We start from the raw sequence: 16110 nt of genomic DNA, 5'->3' as shown, positions 1-16110 counted from the left end.
TCATCAATCGGCCGCTGGTCATTACGCCTGCTTCGCTACGTGGAGTTTATTAGATCGCACCAATACGGCTGAGTCCGCTCAGACCGGAATAGGTCATATAGCCGGCGATTACGAGCATAAGGCCGGCCGATGCATACGGTGCCTTGCGCGCGAAATCGCCGAAGCCGGACCAGCGCTTTTGGATCTGGTTGACGCTGAGCGCGGCGATCACACCTGCGCTGACCATCGTGACCGCCAAGCCGACGCTGAACGCGCTGACCAACACGACACCCAGCGAGAGGCGCTTGAGTTGGAGGCAGAGCAGGAGAACGGTTACAGCTGCAGGGCAGGGGATAAGCCCGCCCGTGAGGCCAAACAGCGCGATCTGGCCGGTCGTAACTTTCCGGTCGGCGAAACGGCGACTGATGTCGGAGGCATGGGCGCGCTCGTGGGCGTCCATGTAGGCATCGTCGCCCGTCACCTTGAGACCGTCCATCGGCTCCCCATGGTCGTGATCGTGTTCGGCGAATGTGAGATCATAGTCGTGGCTGTGACCGCCATGTCCGAGCGACACCCGAGCTGCAAAGGCGTGCGGCTCGGGGATCTCTTCAACGCTCTCGATAAAGTCGCCGCGATCGACGAAGCGGAAGGTCTGCGACCGTCCCTCGTCGCGGGTCGTGGTGACGGTCACGTCATCCGCCTTCCAACCGCCCTTGCCGAAGTGCGCGCGCCAGCGAGGCGGTACGCCGTCCTCGAAGATTTCGAGACGCATCATGCCGTGGCCGGTATCAATCGAGCGAACCTCATCCTCGCCATGATGATGATGGTGATCGTGGGCCGCTTCCGCCTTCTGGTCCGCACGCGTGCGCCAGACCATCCAGAGGCCGATGCCAAGTACGATGACCGCAGAGCCGAGTAATAGGTAAGGCTCGGTCGTCTCGGTGTTGATGCCCCGGCCAAGATACTGTCCACCGAGCGCGATCCCCCAAACGATCGCAGTATGCGACAACGCTGCGCAAAGACCGAGCAGCACGGCTTGGCCGACCGTGCCGCGCACCGCGATAATGAACGCGGCCATCATCGTCTTGGAGTGGCCCGGCTCCAGGCCGTGCAACGCACCGAGCAGAAGCGCGCTCGGTATAAATAACCAAAGGTTGGTGCTGCCTTGTTGAACGAGGTCTGCAAACGAGGTCATCATGTTTCCCGATGTGTCAGGGCGTCCAAACGATAGCTGTGCTTGGGTGCCGAGGTCGGGCCCCCATATCCCCCCAGGGGGATATAGTCTATCCCCCTGGGGGGATGCTCGACAATCGTTCAAGGAATGTCCTACATGGAATGACATGGCCCACAGCGATCATTCCAGTCATCCTGCGATCATCAAGCGGCTGAACCGTGCGACCGGCCACCTTCGGAGCATCGTCAGCATGATCGAGGAGGAGCGCCCGTGCGTTGACATCGCGCAGCAGCTTCAGGCGGTCGAGAATGCTATCGCCAGCGCCAAGCGCGCGCTCATCAACGACCATATCGATCATTGCCTTGTCCACGCGGAAGAGGGCGAAGGGACCAAGGCCGCGGTGGAACAGTTTCGAGCAATCTCGAAATATTGGTGATACGGCTCAGAACGAAGCCGAACGTCGTCGCTACCAGCGATCTCGTCCCTCTGCAGCTTCGATGATTCCCCAGCATCGCCGGTAGCGGTTCGTGCCGAATGTCACTGCGAGACTTCCACTGCCGTTAATATCCGCTATGCTGGATATATGGAAAGCGAATCGGCAATCTTAGCACTCGGTGCGCTCGCACAAGGGACACGTCTAGACGTGTTTCGCCTGTTGGTGCGCTACGAGCCGGATGGCTTGGCGGCGGGCGAAATTGCCCGCCAACTCGAAGTGCCGCAAAACACCATGTCAGCACACCTCGGCATTCTGGCCCGTGGCGGACTGGTACGATCCGAACGGCATAGCCGCTCAATCATCTACCGTGCCGATCTGGGTGGCCTGCGCGCGCTCACACTGTTCCTCGTCAAGGATTGCTGCGCCGGTAGTGCGGAGCTGTGTGCCCCGCTGATCGCCGAGCTTACCCCTTGCTGCTGAAAGGACGTCCCGTGGCCGTCGACATCGTCATCTATCACAACCCCGAATGCGGCACGTCGCGCAACACGCTCGGCCTGATCCGCAATGCCGGCATCGAGCCCCATGTCGTGGAGTATCTGAAAACCTCGCCCTCGCGCGCACTGCTGGTCGAGCTGATCGACCGCGCCGGGATCACGCCCCGCGAGCTGCTGCGCGAGAAGGGGACGCCCTATGGAGAGTTGGGCCTGGGCGACACGTCGCTGTCCGATGATGCGCTGGTCGACGCAATGATGGCGCATCCGATCCTTATCAACCGACCGCTGGTCGTTTCGCCGCTCGGCGTGAAGCTCTGCCGGCCGTCCGAAGCAGTGCTTGATCTGCTGCCAGGCGATCAGCTCGGCGCGTTCGCGAAGGAAGACGGACAACAGGTGGTGGATGCCTCGGGCCAGCGCATCGCCTGATGCTTCTTGCCGTCCTGATCTTCGTCGCCACGATCGCGCTCGTCATCTGGCAACCCAAAGGCCTCGGGATCGGGTGGAGCGCGATGGGCGGCGCCGTCGTGGCGCTGCTCGCGGGCGTCGTCACGTTGTCCGACGTGCCGGTCGTGTGGGGCATCGTCTGGAACGCGACCGCCGCGTTCGTCGCGATCATCGTAATCAGCCTGCTGCTCGATGAAGCCGGATTCTTCGAGTGGGCGGCGCTCCACGTCGCGCGATGGGGCAGGGGGCATGGTCGCCGCCTGTTCGTCCTGATCGTGCTGCTCGGCGCGGCGGTGTCCGCACTGTTCGCCAACGATGGCGCGGCGCTGATCCTGACGCCGATCGTCATCGCCATGCTGCGGGCGCTGGGCTTCAAGGACAAGGCGACGCTGGCCTTCGTCATGGCTGCCGGGTTCATCGCCGACACGGCCAGCCTGCCGCTGGTCGTGTCGAACCTCGTCAACATCGTGTCGGCCGACTTCTTCAAGATCGGCTTCGGCGAGTATGCGTCCGTGATGGTGCCGGTCGACCTGGTGTCGATCGCCGCCACGCTGGGCGCGCTGCTGCTGTTTTTCCGGCGCGACATCCCGCAGGACTATGACGTCGGCGCGCTCCGCACGCCCCGCGAAGCGATCCGTGACCCCGCGACCTTCCGCGCCGGATGGATCGTGTTGGCGCTGTTGCTCGCCGGCTTCTTCCTGCTCGAACCCCTCGGCGTGCCGGTCAGCGCCGTCGCCGCTGCCGGCGCTATTCTCCTGCTGGTGATCGCTGGGCGGGGCCACGTGATCCAGACCGGCAAGGTGCTGCGCGGCGCACCGTGGCAGGTCGTGATCTTCTCGCTGGGCATGTACTTGGTCGTCTATGGCCTGCGGAACGCGGGACTGACCGATCATCTGGCCGCGCTGCTCGATCGCACCGCTCAAGGCGGCGTGTGGGGCGCTGCGTTCGGGACGGGCGTGATCGCGGCCGTCCTGTCGTCGGTGATGAACAACATGCCGACCGTGTTGGTGGGCGCGCTGTCGATCGACGCCACCCACGCCACGGGCGCGGTGAAGGAAGCGATGATCTATGCCAACGTCATCGGCTGCGATCTCGGCCCCAAGCTGACGCCGATCGGCTCGCTCGCGACGCTGCTATGGCTTCATGTCCTCGGCCAGAAGGGCGTGCGGATCGGTTGGGGCTATTACTTCCGTGTGGGCGTAACGCTCACCGTGCCGGTGTTGCTGGTCACGCTTGCCGCCTTGGCATTGAGGATCGCGATCGGATGACAGCCCTGATCTACATCTGCGCGGCGCTTGCCGAGATCGCCGGATGCTTTGCCTTCTGGGCATGGCTTCGCATGGGAAAGTCACCCTTGTGGCTTGCTCTCGGCGTCGTCTCACTGATCCTGTTCGCATGGCTCCTGACCCACGTGGACAGCGATGCCGCGGGACGGGCGTATGCCGCTTACGGCGGCATTTACATCTGCGCATCGCTTGCCTGGCTCTGGACCGTCGAGGGCGTGCGGCCCGATCGCTGGGATGTCGGTGGAGCGGCGCTCTGTCTGATCGGCACCTGCATCATCCTCTTGGGACCACGAACCGCCTGATGCCTGTTCGAACACTTTCCGACCCCGACCATCTGCCCGCGCTCGATCGACGCTATGCGATCGAACGGCCTGCTCTTGGCCTCGGCGCTGGTGATCCACCGCCACGAATCCTGTTACTCTATGGCTCGCTGCGCGAACGTTCCTTTTCGCGGCTGTGCGTCGAGGAAGCGGCGCGTCTGCTTCGCTTCTTCGGGTGTGAAACGCGCATCTTCGATCCGTCCACCCTGCCGCTCCCTGACCAACACGCTGGCGACGATCATCCGGCCGTCCACGAACTGAGAGAGTTGTCGCTATGGTCGGAAGGACAGGTGTGGTGCAGCCCTGAACGGCACGGCCAGATCACCGGCATCATGAAGCTGCAAATCGATCATCTGCCATTGTCGATGGGCGGGATGCGACCGACCCAGGGGCGCACACTGGCGGTCATGCAGGTGTCGGCGGGGTCGCAGTCGTTCAACAGCGTCAACACGCTGCGCGTGTTGGGCCGCTGGATGCGGATGGTTACGATCCCGAACCAGTCGAGCGTTGCCAAGGCATTCAACGAGTTCGACGATGCCGGGCGCATGAAGCCATCCAGCTACTATGACCGGATCGTCGACGTGATTGAGGAACTGGTGCGGTTCACGGTGCTGCTGCGCCCTCATGCGGTCCAGCTCGTCGATCGCTACTCGGAACGGAAGGAAGCCGGCGTGCCGATCGACACGGCGACGGATCTGTCGAGCATCGCGACCGCCCGGCAAGGATAGCCTCACAGATTTTAAGGCTAGTCGACGCGAAACTGTCGGCGCGCGGCGAGCAGCCGCCTTTGTGTGCCTGCGTTGGCGGGCCTCCGGGGGAGGGCTGCGGCACTCTACGGGCTAAGTGCAGTGCATGGGCGCGGGGCCATAGCTCACTTCGCACTTGGCGTGCCGCATTGGACAAATAGCATCTGAAGGAAGCCTAACCATGGGACATAATGAAGTCTTGCTGCGCATTCGCCATGGCTACGATGGTTCCGCCGACCAGTCGGAATCGTGTTCTACAGCGGTCAAATCCTGTCCCCGCAACCAACGTAATTCTCAAAAGCCCTGTCATTTTAATAGGATGGCGGGGTTTTTTTGTTGTCTCGTAAGCAGCGCTCGAAAGCCGTCCACCGGGATGTCGTGCAAGTTCAACACGTTGCCTTGACAGGTTCAAATCGCCCCCGCCGAACCCGCAACCAATATCACTCGCAGATAATTCAAGTGCTTACTTCGCATCGTAGCACGGCACGCTAGCCGCTGGCTGCGCGCTATGTAGCATATTCAAAGCGGCCGAACGTTCATGGTGGTTAACGGAATGACCGCTTTTCGCGCTGCGAGGCAGTTAGCTGCCATTCGTAGGATAGAAGACGGAAGCTTTTTCGCGGGAGGAGGATCCCACCTGACGTGCTTCCCTGAACTCCGCCGGTTTGAGCTAGAGTCCGGCTTCGTGAGGAGACGGGCGTGAAGAAGACCAGATTCAGCGAGGAGCAGATCATCGTGGTGCTGCGCGAGCGGGAGGGCGGGATGAAGACCGCCGATGTGTACCGCGAGCATGCGGTAGCCGAGGCCGCCATTGATATGCCGCCTTACGCGATATTCCGGTGTTGCCACGGGCGCGGCGATCATGGCGATCGTCAGGTCGGGATCCCGTTACGCGCGCTTCTCCGTCATCGGCCGCGCCTGACCATGTTCGACGCCGGGGGCGAGTGGTTCGGGGACCGGGGCGCTGGCAAGGTCGGGGGGCCGGCCGACACGCCGTCGGGCGGATGCGGGAACACTTCGGGGTGCCGCAACCCGAACAGTAGCGCGGCGATCGTCGACGAGCCCATGGACAGGCCGGCCGCGGAGGCGATGCGCGAGAGCGCGAATTCCCCCGTCGCGCGGCCGACGATCACGCTGCCCAGCAGCCACAGGATGATGAGTCCGATCGATACGACGAAGATCGTCCGCGTCTTTCGCCGCGCCTCCGCCAGATCGCCCGACAGGTTGCGCCATGCCACAGCCATTGCGCGTGGATCGCGAAGACCATCCCGCTCAGATAGACCGCGACGTCCAGCCCCACGACCGGCGCTGTCCACCCGTGCGCTTGCAGGCTGGCGTACCGCGTGCAGCACAGGAACGCCGCCGCGAGGTTGAGGTCGACTGAGCTGCTGCCGGTTTCGTGGACACCGAGATAAGGTGTTTTTGAGACCGGAGGGTGTGGATGCAACGACGGAAGTTCAGCCGCGAGTTCAAGCTCGAGGCGGTGAAGTTCGTTCGGGAGCGCGGGGTATCGGTATCGCAAGCGGCCCGCGATCTGGACCTGCACGAGAACGTACTGCGCAAGTGGGTGCGTGAGCAGGCAGCGGACCCGGGATCGGCGTTTCCCGGCCATGGGGTGATGAGACCCGAGCAGCAGGAGATAGAGCGGCTGCGCCGCGAGTTGGCCCGGATGAAGGCGGAGCGCGACATCCTAAAAAAAGCGGCGGCGTACTTCGCCAGGGACTCGATATGAAGTTCGAGTTCGTCGCGAAGCACCGGGGGATCTGGCCCGTATCATGGATCTGCGAAGCGCTCGGTGTTTCGCGCAGCGGCTTTCACGCCTGGCTGGTTCGGGTACCCAGTGCCCGCGCCCGGAGCGACGAGGAGTTCGGCGCCAAGGTGCGCGCCAGCTTCATCTCCAGCTATCGGACGTACGGTGCGCGCCGCGTCTGGCACGACCTTCTGGCCGAAGGCCTGTCATGTGGTCTTCATCGCATCGAGCGGCTGATGCGTGTTCAAGGCCTGAAGGCGCGTCCGCGGCGCCGTGGGCTGCCGAAGGACGACGGCCTGCGGTCGGTCATCGCCGACAACATCCTCGACCGCCAGTTCACGGCTGAAGCGCCCAACCAGAGGTGGATCGCCGACTTCACCTATATCTGGACTGCCGAAGGATGGCTGTACGTCGCCGTCGTCATCGACCTGTTCTCGCGCCGGGTCGTCGGCTGGTCGATGAGTGACACCATGATCGCGCAACTCGTCACGGACGCACTGATGATGGCGATCTGGCGACGCGGAAAGCCGGATGCCCTGCTCCACCACTCGGACCAGGGCAGCCAATACACGAGCGAGAAGTTCCAGCGGCTGATGACGGACAATGGTGTGACCTGCTCGATGAGCCGCTCGGGCAACGTCTGGGACAATGCCGCCATGGAGAGCTTCTTCTCCTCGCTGAAGACCGAGCGGATCGGGCGCAAAACCTACCGCACGCGCAATCACGCGAAGGCAGACGTGTTCGATTACATCGAGCGCTTCTACAATCCGACGCGACGGCACTCGACCCTGGGCTATCTCAGCCCCATGGACTTCGAACGGCAGGCGCAGGTAGCTTAACCTCGTGTCCATCGGACCGGCAGCAGCTCAGACGGGCGTCGGACGAAACGCATCGTCGAACCACGCGCGCGCGGACATCACCGCCGCCAGCATCAGCAACCCGGTCGCGCCGCCGCGCAACAGAAGGTCGAGATCCGCAATCACTGGCGGTGCATGGTGCAAGTCATGCGGGGCGGAAACCATGGTGCGGAAGGTATGTCGGGTCTCACCCGTCGCCATATTCAGCGGGTCGATTGGCCCGTGGTCATCGCCGCGCCGCGCGCAGCCGCCGGCGCAGCAGCATCGTCACGACCGGCCGGGGCAGGATGGTCGCCAGCCTCACGAGCCAGCTGGTCACCGCGGGAAAACGATAATCGCGGCGTTCGCGGCGTAGCGCGCGAACGATATGGGCGACGCCTTGCCGCTCCGAAATCTCGAAAGGGGACGGCATGTCGTGCGCCTGCGTCCGTTCGGTCGCGACGAAGCCGGGATAGATGCTGACGAAGCGGATCCCGTGATCGGCGAATTCGATGCGGCACGTGTCCATCAGCAACCGCATCGCGCCCTTGGCGGCCGAATAGGGGCCTTGCAGCGGCACGCCCATCAACCCCGCGAGGGAATTGGTATGCGCGATCAACCCGTCGCGCTGTCGCATCATCTGGCGCAGCACGGGAAACAGGTAATGGACGCAGACATCGTAATTGCTCCGCATATAATCGATGACCTCGCCCGCGCCGATCGTGCGCAGGTCGAGATCGGGCGCGCCGCCGACGTTCATCAACAGCAGGTCGATTCGCCCGAATTGCGCGATGGTCGCGGCGACGACCACCGCGGCCGCCGCCGCGTCGCGGGCGTCGGCGGGATGGATCGCGCATCGCGCGCCTTGCAAGAGGATCTCGGCGGCGAGGCTCTGCAATTTCGCCTCGCGGCGCGCGGTCGCGACGATCGTTGCGCCTTCGGTGGCCAGATGCAGCGCGACGCCGCGACCCATCCCGCTCGACGCGCCGACGATGAGCACGACCTTGTCCGTGAAGATCATCGCGCGTCGCCGATCGGTTTCAGCCCGGCGAGCAGGCGCATCGTCAGTCGCGCGGTGGCACCCCAGGGCGGCCCGAGCCGTTCGAACATGTTGATCGGGCCAGCCTTGTGGACGCCGCGCGCATGGCTGAACCGGCGGAAGCCGTCGCGGCCGTGATACGCGCCCATGCCGCTCGCGCCGATCCCGCCGAAGGGCAAGGTGTGCTGGCCGACATGGAGCAGCGTCCCGTTGATCGTGACCCCTCCCGAAGTCGCGCCGTCGAGGATCGCACGCTGCGTCGCCGAGCCATCGGCAAAGCAATAGAGCGCGAGCGGGCGCGGGCGCGCACGGACGAAGGCCAGCGCCGCGTCGAGCGTGGCATAGGGCTTCACCGGCAGCACGGGGCCGAAGATTTCCTCGCGCATCAATGTGCAATCGTCGGGTGCGCCGAGCACCACCGTGGGCGCGATGCGATGGCTGGTGGATGCCGGGGCAGGGTGGGTCAGTATCTCGGCACCACAGCGACGGGCTTCCTCAATCGCATCGGTCAGTCGCCGGTGGTGGCGCGCATCGATGACGTTGCTGTAATCGGTGTTGTCGGCGATCGACGGATAGCGGCGTACTGCCGCCGCCAGCACGCCCTCGGCGAAGTGCCGCGCCGAAGCGGCCGGTACCAACGCATAATCGGGTGCGACGCAGGTCTGGCCGGCGTTGAGATAGCGGCCGAAGGCGATCGATCGGGCGGCGCGCTCGATCGCGTAATCGGGGGCGACGATTGCCGGCGATTTGCCGCCGAGTTCGAGCGTCACCGGTGTCAGATGCTCGGCGGCAGCGCGCAGGATATGGCGCCCGACATTGGTCGATCCGGTGAAGACGAGGTGATCGAGCGGCAAGCCCGACAAGGCTTGCGCCATCTCGACCCCGCCGGTCACGATGGTCAGCCGGTCGGCGTCGAACCGCTCCGCCACCAGCCGGGCTAGCAGCGCCGCGAAGGCGGGTGAGGATTCGGATGGCTTGATCAGCACGCGATTGCCCGCGGCGAGTGCATCGAGCGCCGGCCCGAGCGTCAGGAACAGGGGATAGTTCCACGGCGCGATCACGCCGATCACCCCGAGCGGTTCGTACCGCACCCAGGCACTGCCCGGCTTCAGGCTCAAATCGACGCGCCGCGGTTCGTCGCGCATCCAGTGTTTCAGATGGCCGCGGGCGTGGCGGATCGCGGTAATGAGCGGGACGATCTCCAATATGTCGGTCTCGCTCCGCGAACGGCCGCCGAAATCGTCCGAGATCGCCTGCGCGAGCGCCGGACGCTCGTCGACCAGCAGGCCGTGCAGCGAATCCAGCAGCGCCCGCCGCGTCGCAAGGTCGGCGGCGGGTTCCTCGCGCGACGCGCGATACTGGCGGTCGAAGGCGGCGTGCAACGCCTGCAAGTCGGGGGTCATGTCCATCCTCTCCATCATGCGTCGCCGGGCGACACCTTGCGACCCTATGGCAGCCAGACAGGCTATAACAAGATCGATGCTCACATATAAATGTAGCATAGTTCATAAAGAATGATAGGGTGATCGTATCGACTCGGTGAAGAGGTCGATACGATGGAGAGGAGCGACATGGTCGATCGCGCGAGCGTCGCGTCGGCACGGACCGGTGCGTCCGCAGCCAATGCCTACCGCCTTTATGCCGATGCGCTCGCGGGCGAGCGGCTGCCCGCCGCCTTCGTCGATCTCGACGCGCTCGACCGCAACGGCGAGCGGCTCGGCGCGCGTGCGGCGGGACTGCCGGTCCGGCTCGTCACCAAATCGATCCGCTCGGTGGCGATCCTGCGATATCTGATCGCCAGCTTTCCCTATCTGCAGGGCCTGCTCTGCTTCTCGCCCGCCGAAGCGGCGTGGCTGGCGGGGCTGGGGTTCGACGATCTCGTTGTCGCCTACCCAACCGTCGAGCCGAGCGAGATCGCGCTGGTCGCGGCGGCGGTACGCGGTGGCGCGTCGATCACGCTGATGGTCGATCATGTCGACCAGCTCGACATCATCGATGCCTGCGCGGCCGCGGCCGCGACCTCGCTGCCGGTGGCGATCGACATGGATGCGTCGACCGCATTCCCCGGCGTGCATTTCGGCGTTTATCGCTCGCCGGTGGCGACCCCGGCGGCGGCGCTGGCGCTCGCCGCGGAAATCGCGCGGCGGCCCTATCTGCGGCTTGACGGGGTGATGGGCTATGAGGGTCAGATCGCCGGTCTCAACGACGCGGTGCCCGGCCAGGCGGTGCGCAACCGCATCATCCGCACGCTCAAGGCCCGTTCGATCCGCGACGTCCGGCGGCGGCGCGGCGCGATCGTCGCCGCGCTGGTAGCAGCCGGACACCGGCTGCGCTTCGTCAACGGCGGCGGCACCGGCAGCTTCGAGAGCACCGCGCGCGACTCCAGCGTCACCGAACTCGCAGCGGGATCGGGCTTCTACCTGCCGGGGCTGTTCGATCATTACGCGGTCCACCTCGGCGAGCCCGCCGCGGGCTTCGCGCTGCCCGTCACGCGCCGTCCGACGGCCGGGATGGTGACCTGCGCGGGTGGCGGCTATCCGGCCTCCGGCCCGATCGGGCCCGACCGCCTGCCCAAGCCGTGGCTACCGGCAGGCGCGACGCTGCTCGCCAACGAGGGCGGCGGCGAGGTGCAGACGCCGGTGCGGCTCGCCGCCGCCGGCGCCCTGCCGATCGGCGCCCCCGTTTTCTTCCGCCATGCCAAGGCAGGCGAGCTCTGCGAGCGCTTCGAGACGCTGCTGCTCCTGCGTGGCGGCGCGATCGTCGACCGCGTCGCGACCTATCGCGGCGACGGCCGCTGCTTCTTCTGACCTGCAAAGACAGGATTTGCGCCAACGGCAAAGGGGATGACGATGACACGGCACGGAAACCGATATGGAATGCTCGCCATCGCGCTGGCCGGATCGACCGGGGCGCGGGCGCAGACCACCGATCAGCCCGCGGCACCGGCCGACGGCGAGATCGTCGTCACCGCGCAGCGCCGCTCCGAACGGTTGCAGGACGTGCCGATCGCCGTCACCGCGATCACCGGCGACGACCTGCGCGAACGCCGCATCGCCGACGTGCTCGATCTGTCTGGCCGCGTCCCCGGCCTCCAGATCCGCTCGGCGGACAATGGCGCCAACCCACGCATCTTCATCCGCGGCGTCGGCCTCAACGACTTCAACCCGGCGACCGCCAGCGCGGTGGGCATCTACGTGAACGGCGTCTACGTCGCCTCGACGCTGGCGCAGCGCGACGCCTTCTTCGATCTCGGGCAGGTCGAGGTGCTGCGCGGACCGCAGGGGACGCTGTACGGCCGCAACACCACCGGCGGCGCGATCAACGTCACCACGCGCAAGCCGGGCGATACGCCCGAGGGCGACCTGTCGCTCGATTACGGCCGCTTCGATGCGGTGACGTTGCAGGGCGGGATGAGCGCGCCGGTCGTACCCGACCTGCTCGCGGTGCGTGTCGCCGGCCTCTACCAGCGCGACGACGGCTATATGCGCAACACGCTCACCGGCGATCGCGGCAACAACGTCGATCGCTGGGCCGTGCGCAGCAGCGCGCACGTCACGCCGTCGAGCACGATCACCGACGATCTCACCGTCAACGCCAGCCGCTCGACCGGCGGCTCGCTTCAGGCCTATTCCCGCTCGCTGATCCCGCAGACCGCGGCGGCGACAGGAGCGGACAGCCTGTGCGCGCCGGCTTTCTATACCTCGGGGCAATGCACCAACATCCTCGGCTACGCCAATACCAGCCGCAACCTCTACGAGGGCGCCTATCGGTTCGAGGGACGCGACCGGGTCAGCCTCTATGGCGTCGGCAACACGCTGTCGGTCGATCTCGGCACGGTCAGCCTGATCGCAGTGACCGGATTCCAGCATGCCACCCGCAACGATCAGGAGGATACCGACGCCAGCCCGGTGCCGGTCGTCGTCGCCGCCTACATCACCCGGCAGGACACGGTCAGTCAGGAATTGCGCCTCCAGTCGAACGGCCACGGCCGCCTGCGCTACGTCGCCGGTCTCTATTATGCGCACGATCTGATCCGCAACGCCTCATCGCTCGACGTATTGCCCGGCCTGCGTTCGCCGACCGCCGACAATCCGAGCGGAGTCGATCTCACCGCGGGAATCGGTGACTTCGCCTGGCCATCGCGACAGGCGACCGACAGCTATGCCGCCTTCGGCCAGCTCGATTACGACCTGACGCCGCGGCTGACGCTGACCGGCGGCCTGCGGTATTCCGCCGATCGCAAGGACTTCACCTATCGCGCCAGCGCCGCCGGCGGCAGCATCACCCTGTTCACCTTCGCCGATGCCAAGACCTTCGGCGCGTGGTCGGGCCGCGCGGGCCTGCAATACCGTTTTTCGGATGCTGCCAACGTCTACGCGAGCTACAATCGCGGCACCAAGAGCGGCGGCTTTTTCAGCGGCTTCGCGCAGGATCCGTCGCTGATCGGCCCCTATAAGGACGAGACGGTGGATGCTTATGAGGTGGGTGCCAAGACGCAATGGCTCGACCGCCGGCTCGGCCTCAACCTCTCGGCCTTCTATTACGATTACCGCGATCTGCAGGTCTATACCTCGGTGGTGCAGGGGCTCATCACGACACAGCTCTTCACCAACGCCTCGGCGGCGCGGATCTACGGTGCCGAGATCGAACTGACCGCGCGACCGATCGACGGGCTCAACCTCGCCGCCTCGACCTCGCTGCTCGACGCCACCTATCGCAACTTCATCTCGCAGGGCGCCGACTATTCGGGCAATCGCCTGCCATCGGCGCCCAGGGTCAGCGCACAGGCGAGCGCCGACTATCGTAAGCCGATCGGCAGCGGTGCGCTCGTTGCGCGCGCCGACCTGTCCTATCGCAGCCGCGTGTTCTTCGACACGTCGAACGCCGCCCGGCTTGGCGACCGCGCGCGCGCCTTCGTCGACGGGCGGATCGGCTGGCAGTTCGCCGGGGATCGTTACGAGGCGGCATTGTGGGTCCGCAACCTATTCGACGTGCCGGTCATCTCCGACATCACGCCGCTGCCCGCGCTCGGTTTCGACGCGATCGTCGTCGGGCGGCCGCGGACCTGGGGCTTGTCGCTGCGGGCGCACTACTGATGGCGGCACCCACGACCCGCGCGGCCTATGTCGCCGCCTTCGTCGCCGGGGTCTATGGCATCCTGATGGCGGGGCTCGCGCCGCTGCTGCTCGGTACGCTCGTCACCGAGGGCCATCTCACCGCGGCGCAGCTCGGGCTGGCCGCGACCGCCGAACTGGTGACGATGGGACTTGCCGCGGGCGCCGCCGGTCTGCTGGTCGAACACGTGTCGCCGCGGCTGATGGCGCCGAGCAGCGTGGTGGCGATCATGATGCTCGACGCCGTGACCGGCCGCGCCACCGGCATCGGCGTCATCCTGATGCGCGCACTCGCCGGCTTGCCGAGCGGCGTGCTGATCGGCCTCGTCACCGCGATGATCATCCGGTCGGCACAGCCGGCGCGGCAGGCGGGCTTCTATCTCACCATCCAGACGGTGGCGCAGCTCGCCTGCGCCGCGCTGATCGGCGGGCTGGTCGCGCAAAGGCTTGGCGCGGCGGCGGGATTTCTCGCGCTCGCGGCGCTCGGCGCGCCGGTCGCGCTCGTCGCGCTGTGGACGCCCGCCCGGCTGTCGCCGTTCGCCGCCGGACGGGGAACCGCATTGCCCGACGTCTATGGCTGGCTGGCGCTGGTCGCCGCCTTCTGCTTCTTTGCCGGCATTCTCGCCATCTGGATCTATCTCGAACCGCTCGCGCATCAGGCCGGGCTGTCGCCCGCTACCGCCGGGCTGGCGGTGGTGCTCGCACTGGCGGGGCAGGTGGTCGGCGGCGCGCTGGGTGCCGCGAGCGTGCCGCATTGGCCATGCCGCGTCGTCCTGCTCGGCTCGACGCTGGTGCTGATCGTCGCCGCGGCGATGTTCGCGACGTTGCCCGGCGCCACGCTCTTCCTCGCCACCGCGATCCTCTTCGGGCTGCTCTGGGCCTTCGCCAGCCCGTATTTCACGCGGCTGCTGATCGACGTCGATCCCAGCCATCGCGCCGCCTTGCTCGGGTCGGCGGCGCTGCTGCTCGGCTGCGCGACCGGGCCGACGCTCGCCTCGTTGACCGTCGGCGATGTCGACGTGCGCGGCTGCCTGCGCCTCGGCACCGGGATGCTGACCGTCGCCGGTGGTATCGTGCTGCTGCTTCCCCTTCTCCGGCGACTGGGCGGGATCGCCTTCGCCGCCCAACCGAAAGATCGATCATGACCGAATGGAGCAACTGGTCGGGCAGCGTCGTCGCGCACCCCGCCGCGGTCGCGCGCCCGCGCGGTCTCGATGAACTGGCGACGATCGTCGCCGGCGCGCGACGGCTGCGTCCGGTTGGCGCGGGACATTCGTTCATGCCGCTATGCCAGACCGAGGGGACCTTGCTGTCGCTCGCCGATCTCGAAGGCGATATCGAGGTCGCCGCCGACCGCCGCTCGGTCTGGGCGCCGGCCGGCTGGAGCCTCGCACGGCTGACCGACGCTTTGTGGGCGCAGGGGCTGTCGCTGTACAATCAGGGCGACGTCAATCCGCAGGCGCTCGGCGGCGCCGCCGCCACCGGCACCCACGGCACCGGCGAGACGCTCGGCAGCATCGCCACGCAGGTCACCGGCGTCCGGCTGATGCGCGCCGACGGCACGCTCGTCACCTGCGACGCGCAGACCGAACCCGAATTGTTCCAGGCGCAACGGCTCGGCCTCGGCCTGCTCGGCGTCGCCGTGGCGATGCGGATCGCGGTACTGCCGGCCTATCACCTCGAGGAGCGGGTCGAGCGCTGGCCGCTTGCCCTGGCGCTCGACCGGTTCGACGAGCTGGCGGCGGCGTCGCGCCATATGGAATTCTGGGTTTTTCCTTATGCGGACCACGTCATCCTCAAGCGGCTGCATCCGGTCGAGCCCGAGGGGCCCTATCGTCACGCCAACGACGTCAACGAGGGCGCCTTCCGAATCGCCTGCAACATCTCGCGGCGCCGGCCGGGGCTGATCCCCATGCTGCAACGTGGTATGATGCACGCGATCGGCGGTCCAAAGCGCCGCGTCGGCCCCGCCTATCGGATATTCGCGCAGGAACGCACCGTGCGTTTCGAAGAGATGGAATATGAGGTGCCGCGTGCCGACGGGCTGGCGACGTTGCGCGAGGCGCTCCGCTATGTCCGAAAGGTGCGGCTGCCGCTCGCCTTTCCGTTCGAGGTGCGCACCGTCGCGGGCGACGACATCTGGCTTAGCCCGTTCCACGCCGGCCCGTGCCTGTCGATTTCGGTCCATCAATATGCCGGCATGCCGTGGCGCGATGAGTTTGCCGCGATCGAGTCGATCCTGCGCGGCGCAGGCGGGCGGCCGCACTGGGCGAAACGCCACACAATCGATTCGGCAAGCGCGCACGCGCTATACCCGCGGCTCGCCGACTTCCTGGCGGTGCGCCGCGACGTCGATCCGGAGGGCAAGTTCGTCAACGCCTTCTTTGACCGGCTGTTTGCCATTAGGGGGTGACAGGGCGCGGCGGCAAACGGCCGTTTGCCTTCGGCGGCGTGGCAAGCCACAGCGGTCCCGTCATGGTCCAACCACGCCG

The 16110-nt window shown here is 66.2% G+C and carries 16 protein-coding genes and 1 pseudogene; 12 read left to right on the top strand and 5 right to left on the bottom strand.

The annotated features are described in order from the left end of the window. Positions 1-49: 49 nt before the first annotated feature. Positions 50-1177, bottom strand: coding sequence for a nickel/cobalt efflux transporter (locus SFC76_RS12250; RefSeq protein WP_416222414.1), 1128 nt, complete (start codon positions 1175-1177; stop codon positions 50-52). Between the two features lie 142 nt (positions 1178-1319). On the opposite strand from SFC76_RS12250, the gene SFC76_RS12245 reads away from it, so the two are divergent. The 7 genes and pseudogenes from SFC76_RS12245 to SFC76_RS12215 form a co-directional block, all read left to right on the top strand. Continuing rightward, entirely contained in the window at positions 1320-1589 is a 270-nt protein-coding gene (locus SFC76_RS12245) for a metal-sensing transcriptional repressor (RefSeq protein WP_322849743.1), read from the top strand. Between the two features lie 147 nt (positions 1590-1736). Beyond that, positions 1737-2069: an ArsR/SmtB family transcription factor gene (locus SFC76_RS12240; protein WP_322849742.1), complete on the top strand. Its 333-nt coding sequence runs from the start codon at positions 1737-1739 to the stop codon at positions 2067-2069. Positions 2070-2080: 11 nt separating this feature from the next. Continuing rightward, positions 2081-2509 carry an arsenate reductase (glutaredoxin) gene (gene arsC, locus SFC76_RS12235; protein ID WP_322849741.1) on the top strand — a complete coding sequence of 143 codons (429 nt, stop codon included), beginning with the start codon at positions 2081-2083 and terminating at the stop codon, positions 2507-2509. Then, a complete protein-coding gene (locus tag SFC76_RS12230; RefSeq protein ID WP_322849740.1) occupies positions 2509-3795 on the top strand; it encodes an arsenic transporter in 1287 nt (428 codons plus the stop codon). The genes arsC and SFC76_RS12230 overlap by 1 nt, the downstream gene beginning before the upstream one ends. Further along, positions 3792-4115: a YnfA family protein gene (locus SFC76_RS12225; RefSeq protein ID WP_322849739.1), complete on the top strand. Its 324-nt coding sequence runs from the start codon at positions 3792-3794 to the stop codon at positions 4113-4115. Before SFC76_RS12230 ends, SFC76_RS12225 begins: the two co-directional genes overlap by 4 nt. Next, a complete protein-coding gene (arsH, locus tag SFC76_RS12220; RefSeq protein WP_322849738.1) occupies positions 4115-4861 on the top strand; it encodes an arsenical resistance protein ArsH in 747 nt (248 codons plus the stop codon). The genes SFC76_RS12225 and arsH overlap by 1 nt, the downstream gene beginning before the upstream one ends. Before the next feature lie 717 nt (positions 4862-5578). Further along, a pseudogene (locus SFC76_RS12215) lies at positions 5579-5692 on the top strand (transposase); the annotation flags it as partial. Positions 5693-5784: 92 nt separating this feature from the next. Here the strand turns inward: SFC76_RS12215 and SFC76_RS12210 are convergent. Beyond that, a complete protein-coding gene (locus SFC76_RS12210) occupies positions 5785-6123 on the bottom strand; it encodes a hypothetical protein (RefSeq protein WP_322849790.1) in 339 nt (112 codons plus the stop codon). 197 nt (positions 6124-6320) lie between these two features. Between SFC76_RS12210 and SFC76_RS12205 the strand changes: the two genes are divergently transcribed. Then, positions 6321-7468 (top strand): IS3 family transposase gene (locus SFC76_RS12205; RefSeq protein WP_322849737.1). Its coding sequence is split into 2 segments (ribosomal slippage): positions 6321-6582 and positions 6582-7468, totalling 1149 coding nucleotides; the frame shifts between segments, so codons are not numbered across the junction. Between the two features lie 27 nt (positions 7469-7495). Here SFC76_RS12205 and SFC76_RS12200 read toward each other — a convergent pair. The 3 genes from SFC76_RS12200 to SFC76_RS12190 are packed head-to-tail and all read right to left on the bottom strand — an operon-like array spanning position 7496 to position 9907. Beyond that, on the bottom strand, positions 7496-7687 hold the full coding sequence (locus tag SFC76_RS12200) for a hypothetical protein (protein WP_322849736.1): 192 nt from the start codon (positions 7685-7687) through the stop codon (positions 7496-7498). Positions 7688-7712: 25 nt separating this feature from the next. Next, a complete protein-coding gene (locus SFC76_RS12195) occupies positions 7713-8486 on the bottom strand; it encodes an SDR family NAD(P)-dependent oxidoreductase (RefSeq protein WP_322849735.1) in 774 nt (257 codons plus the stop codon). Further along, positions 8483-9907 carry a coniferyl aldehyde dehydrogenase gene (locus SFC76_RS12190; protein ID WP_322849734.1) on the bottom strand — a complete coding sequence of 475 codons (1425 nt, stop codon included), beginning with the start codon at positions 9905-9907 and terminating at the stop codon, positions 8483-8485. The genes SFC76_RS12195 and SFC76_RS12190 overlap by 4 nt, the downstream gene beginning before the upstream one ends. Positions 9908-10075: 168 nt before the next feature. On the opposite strand from SFC76_RS12190, the gene SFC76_RS12185 reads away from it, so the two are divergent. From SFC76_RS12185 to SFC76_RS12170, 4 genes are read left to right on the top strand one after another with little or no spacing between them, the layout of a single operon-like run. After that, positions 10076-11311 (top strand): alanine racemase, encoded by a 1236-nt coding sequence (locus SFC76_RS12185; RefSeq protein WP_322849733.1) that lies wholly within the window; start codon positions 10076-10078, stop codon positions 11309-11311. A gap of 42 nt (positions 11312-11353) precedes the next feature. After that, a complete protein-coding gene (locus SFC76_RS12180) occupies positions 11354-13600 on the top strand; it encodes a TonB-dependent receptor (RefSeq protein WP_322849732.1) in 2247 nt (748 codons plus the stop codon). Continuing rightward, entirely contained in the window at positions 13600-14763 is a 1164-nt protein-coding gene (locus tag SFC76_RS12175) for an MFS transporter (protein WP_322849731.1), read from the top strand. Before SFC76_RS12180 ends, SFC76_RS12175 begins: the two co-directional genes overlap by 1 nt. Next, positions 14760-16031, top strand: coding sequence for a D-arabinono-1,4-lactone oxidase (locus tag SFC76_RS12170; protein ID WP_322849730.1), 1272 nt, complete (start codon positions 14760-14762; stop codon positions 16029-16031). The genes SFC76_RS12175 and SFC76_RS12170 overlap by 4 nt, the downstream gene beginning before the upstream one ends. The last annotated feature ends 79 nt before the right edge of the window (positions 16032-16110 follow it).

It is taken from the genome of Sphingomonas sp. CD22 (assembly GCF_034556155.1).
Classification (GTDB): domain Bacteria; phylum Pseudomonadota; class Alphaproteobacteria; order Sphingomonadales; family Sphingomonadaceae; genus Sphingomonas.
Note: the sequence above shows the minus strand (reverse complement) of the source record. Positions and strands in the feature narration are given on the sequence as shown.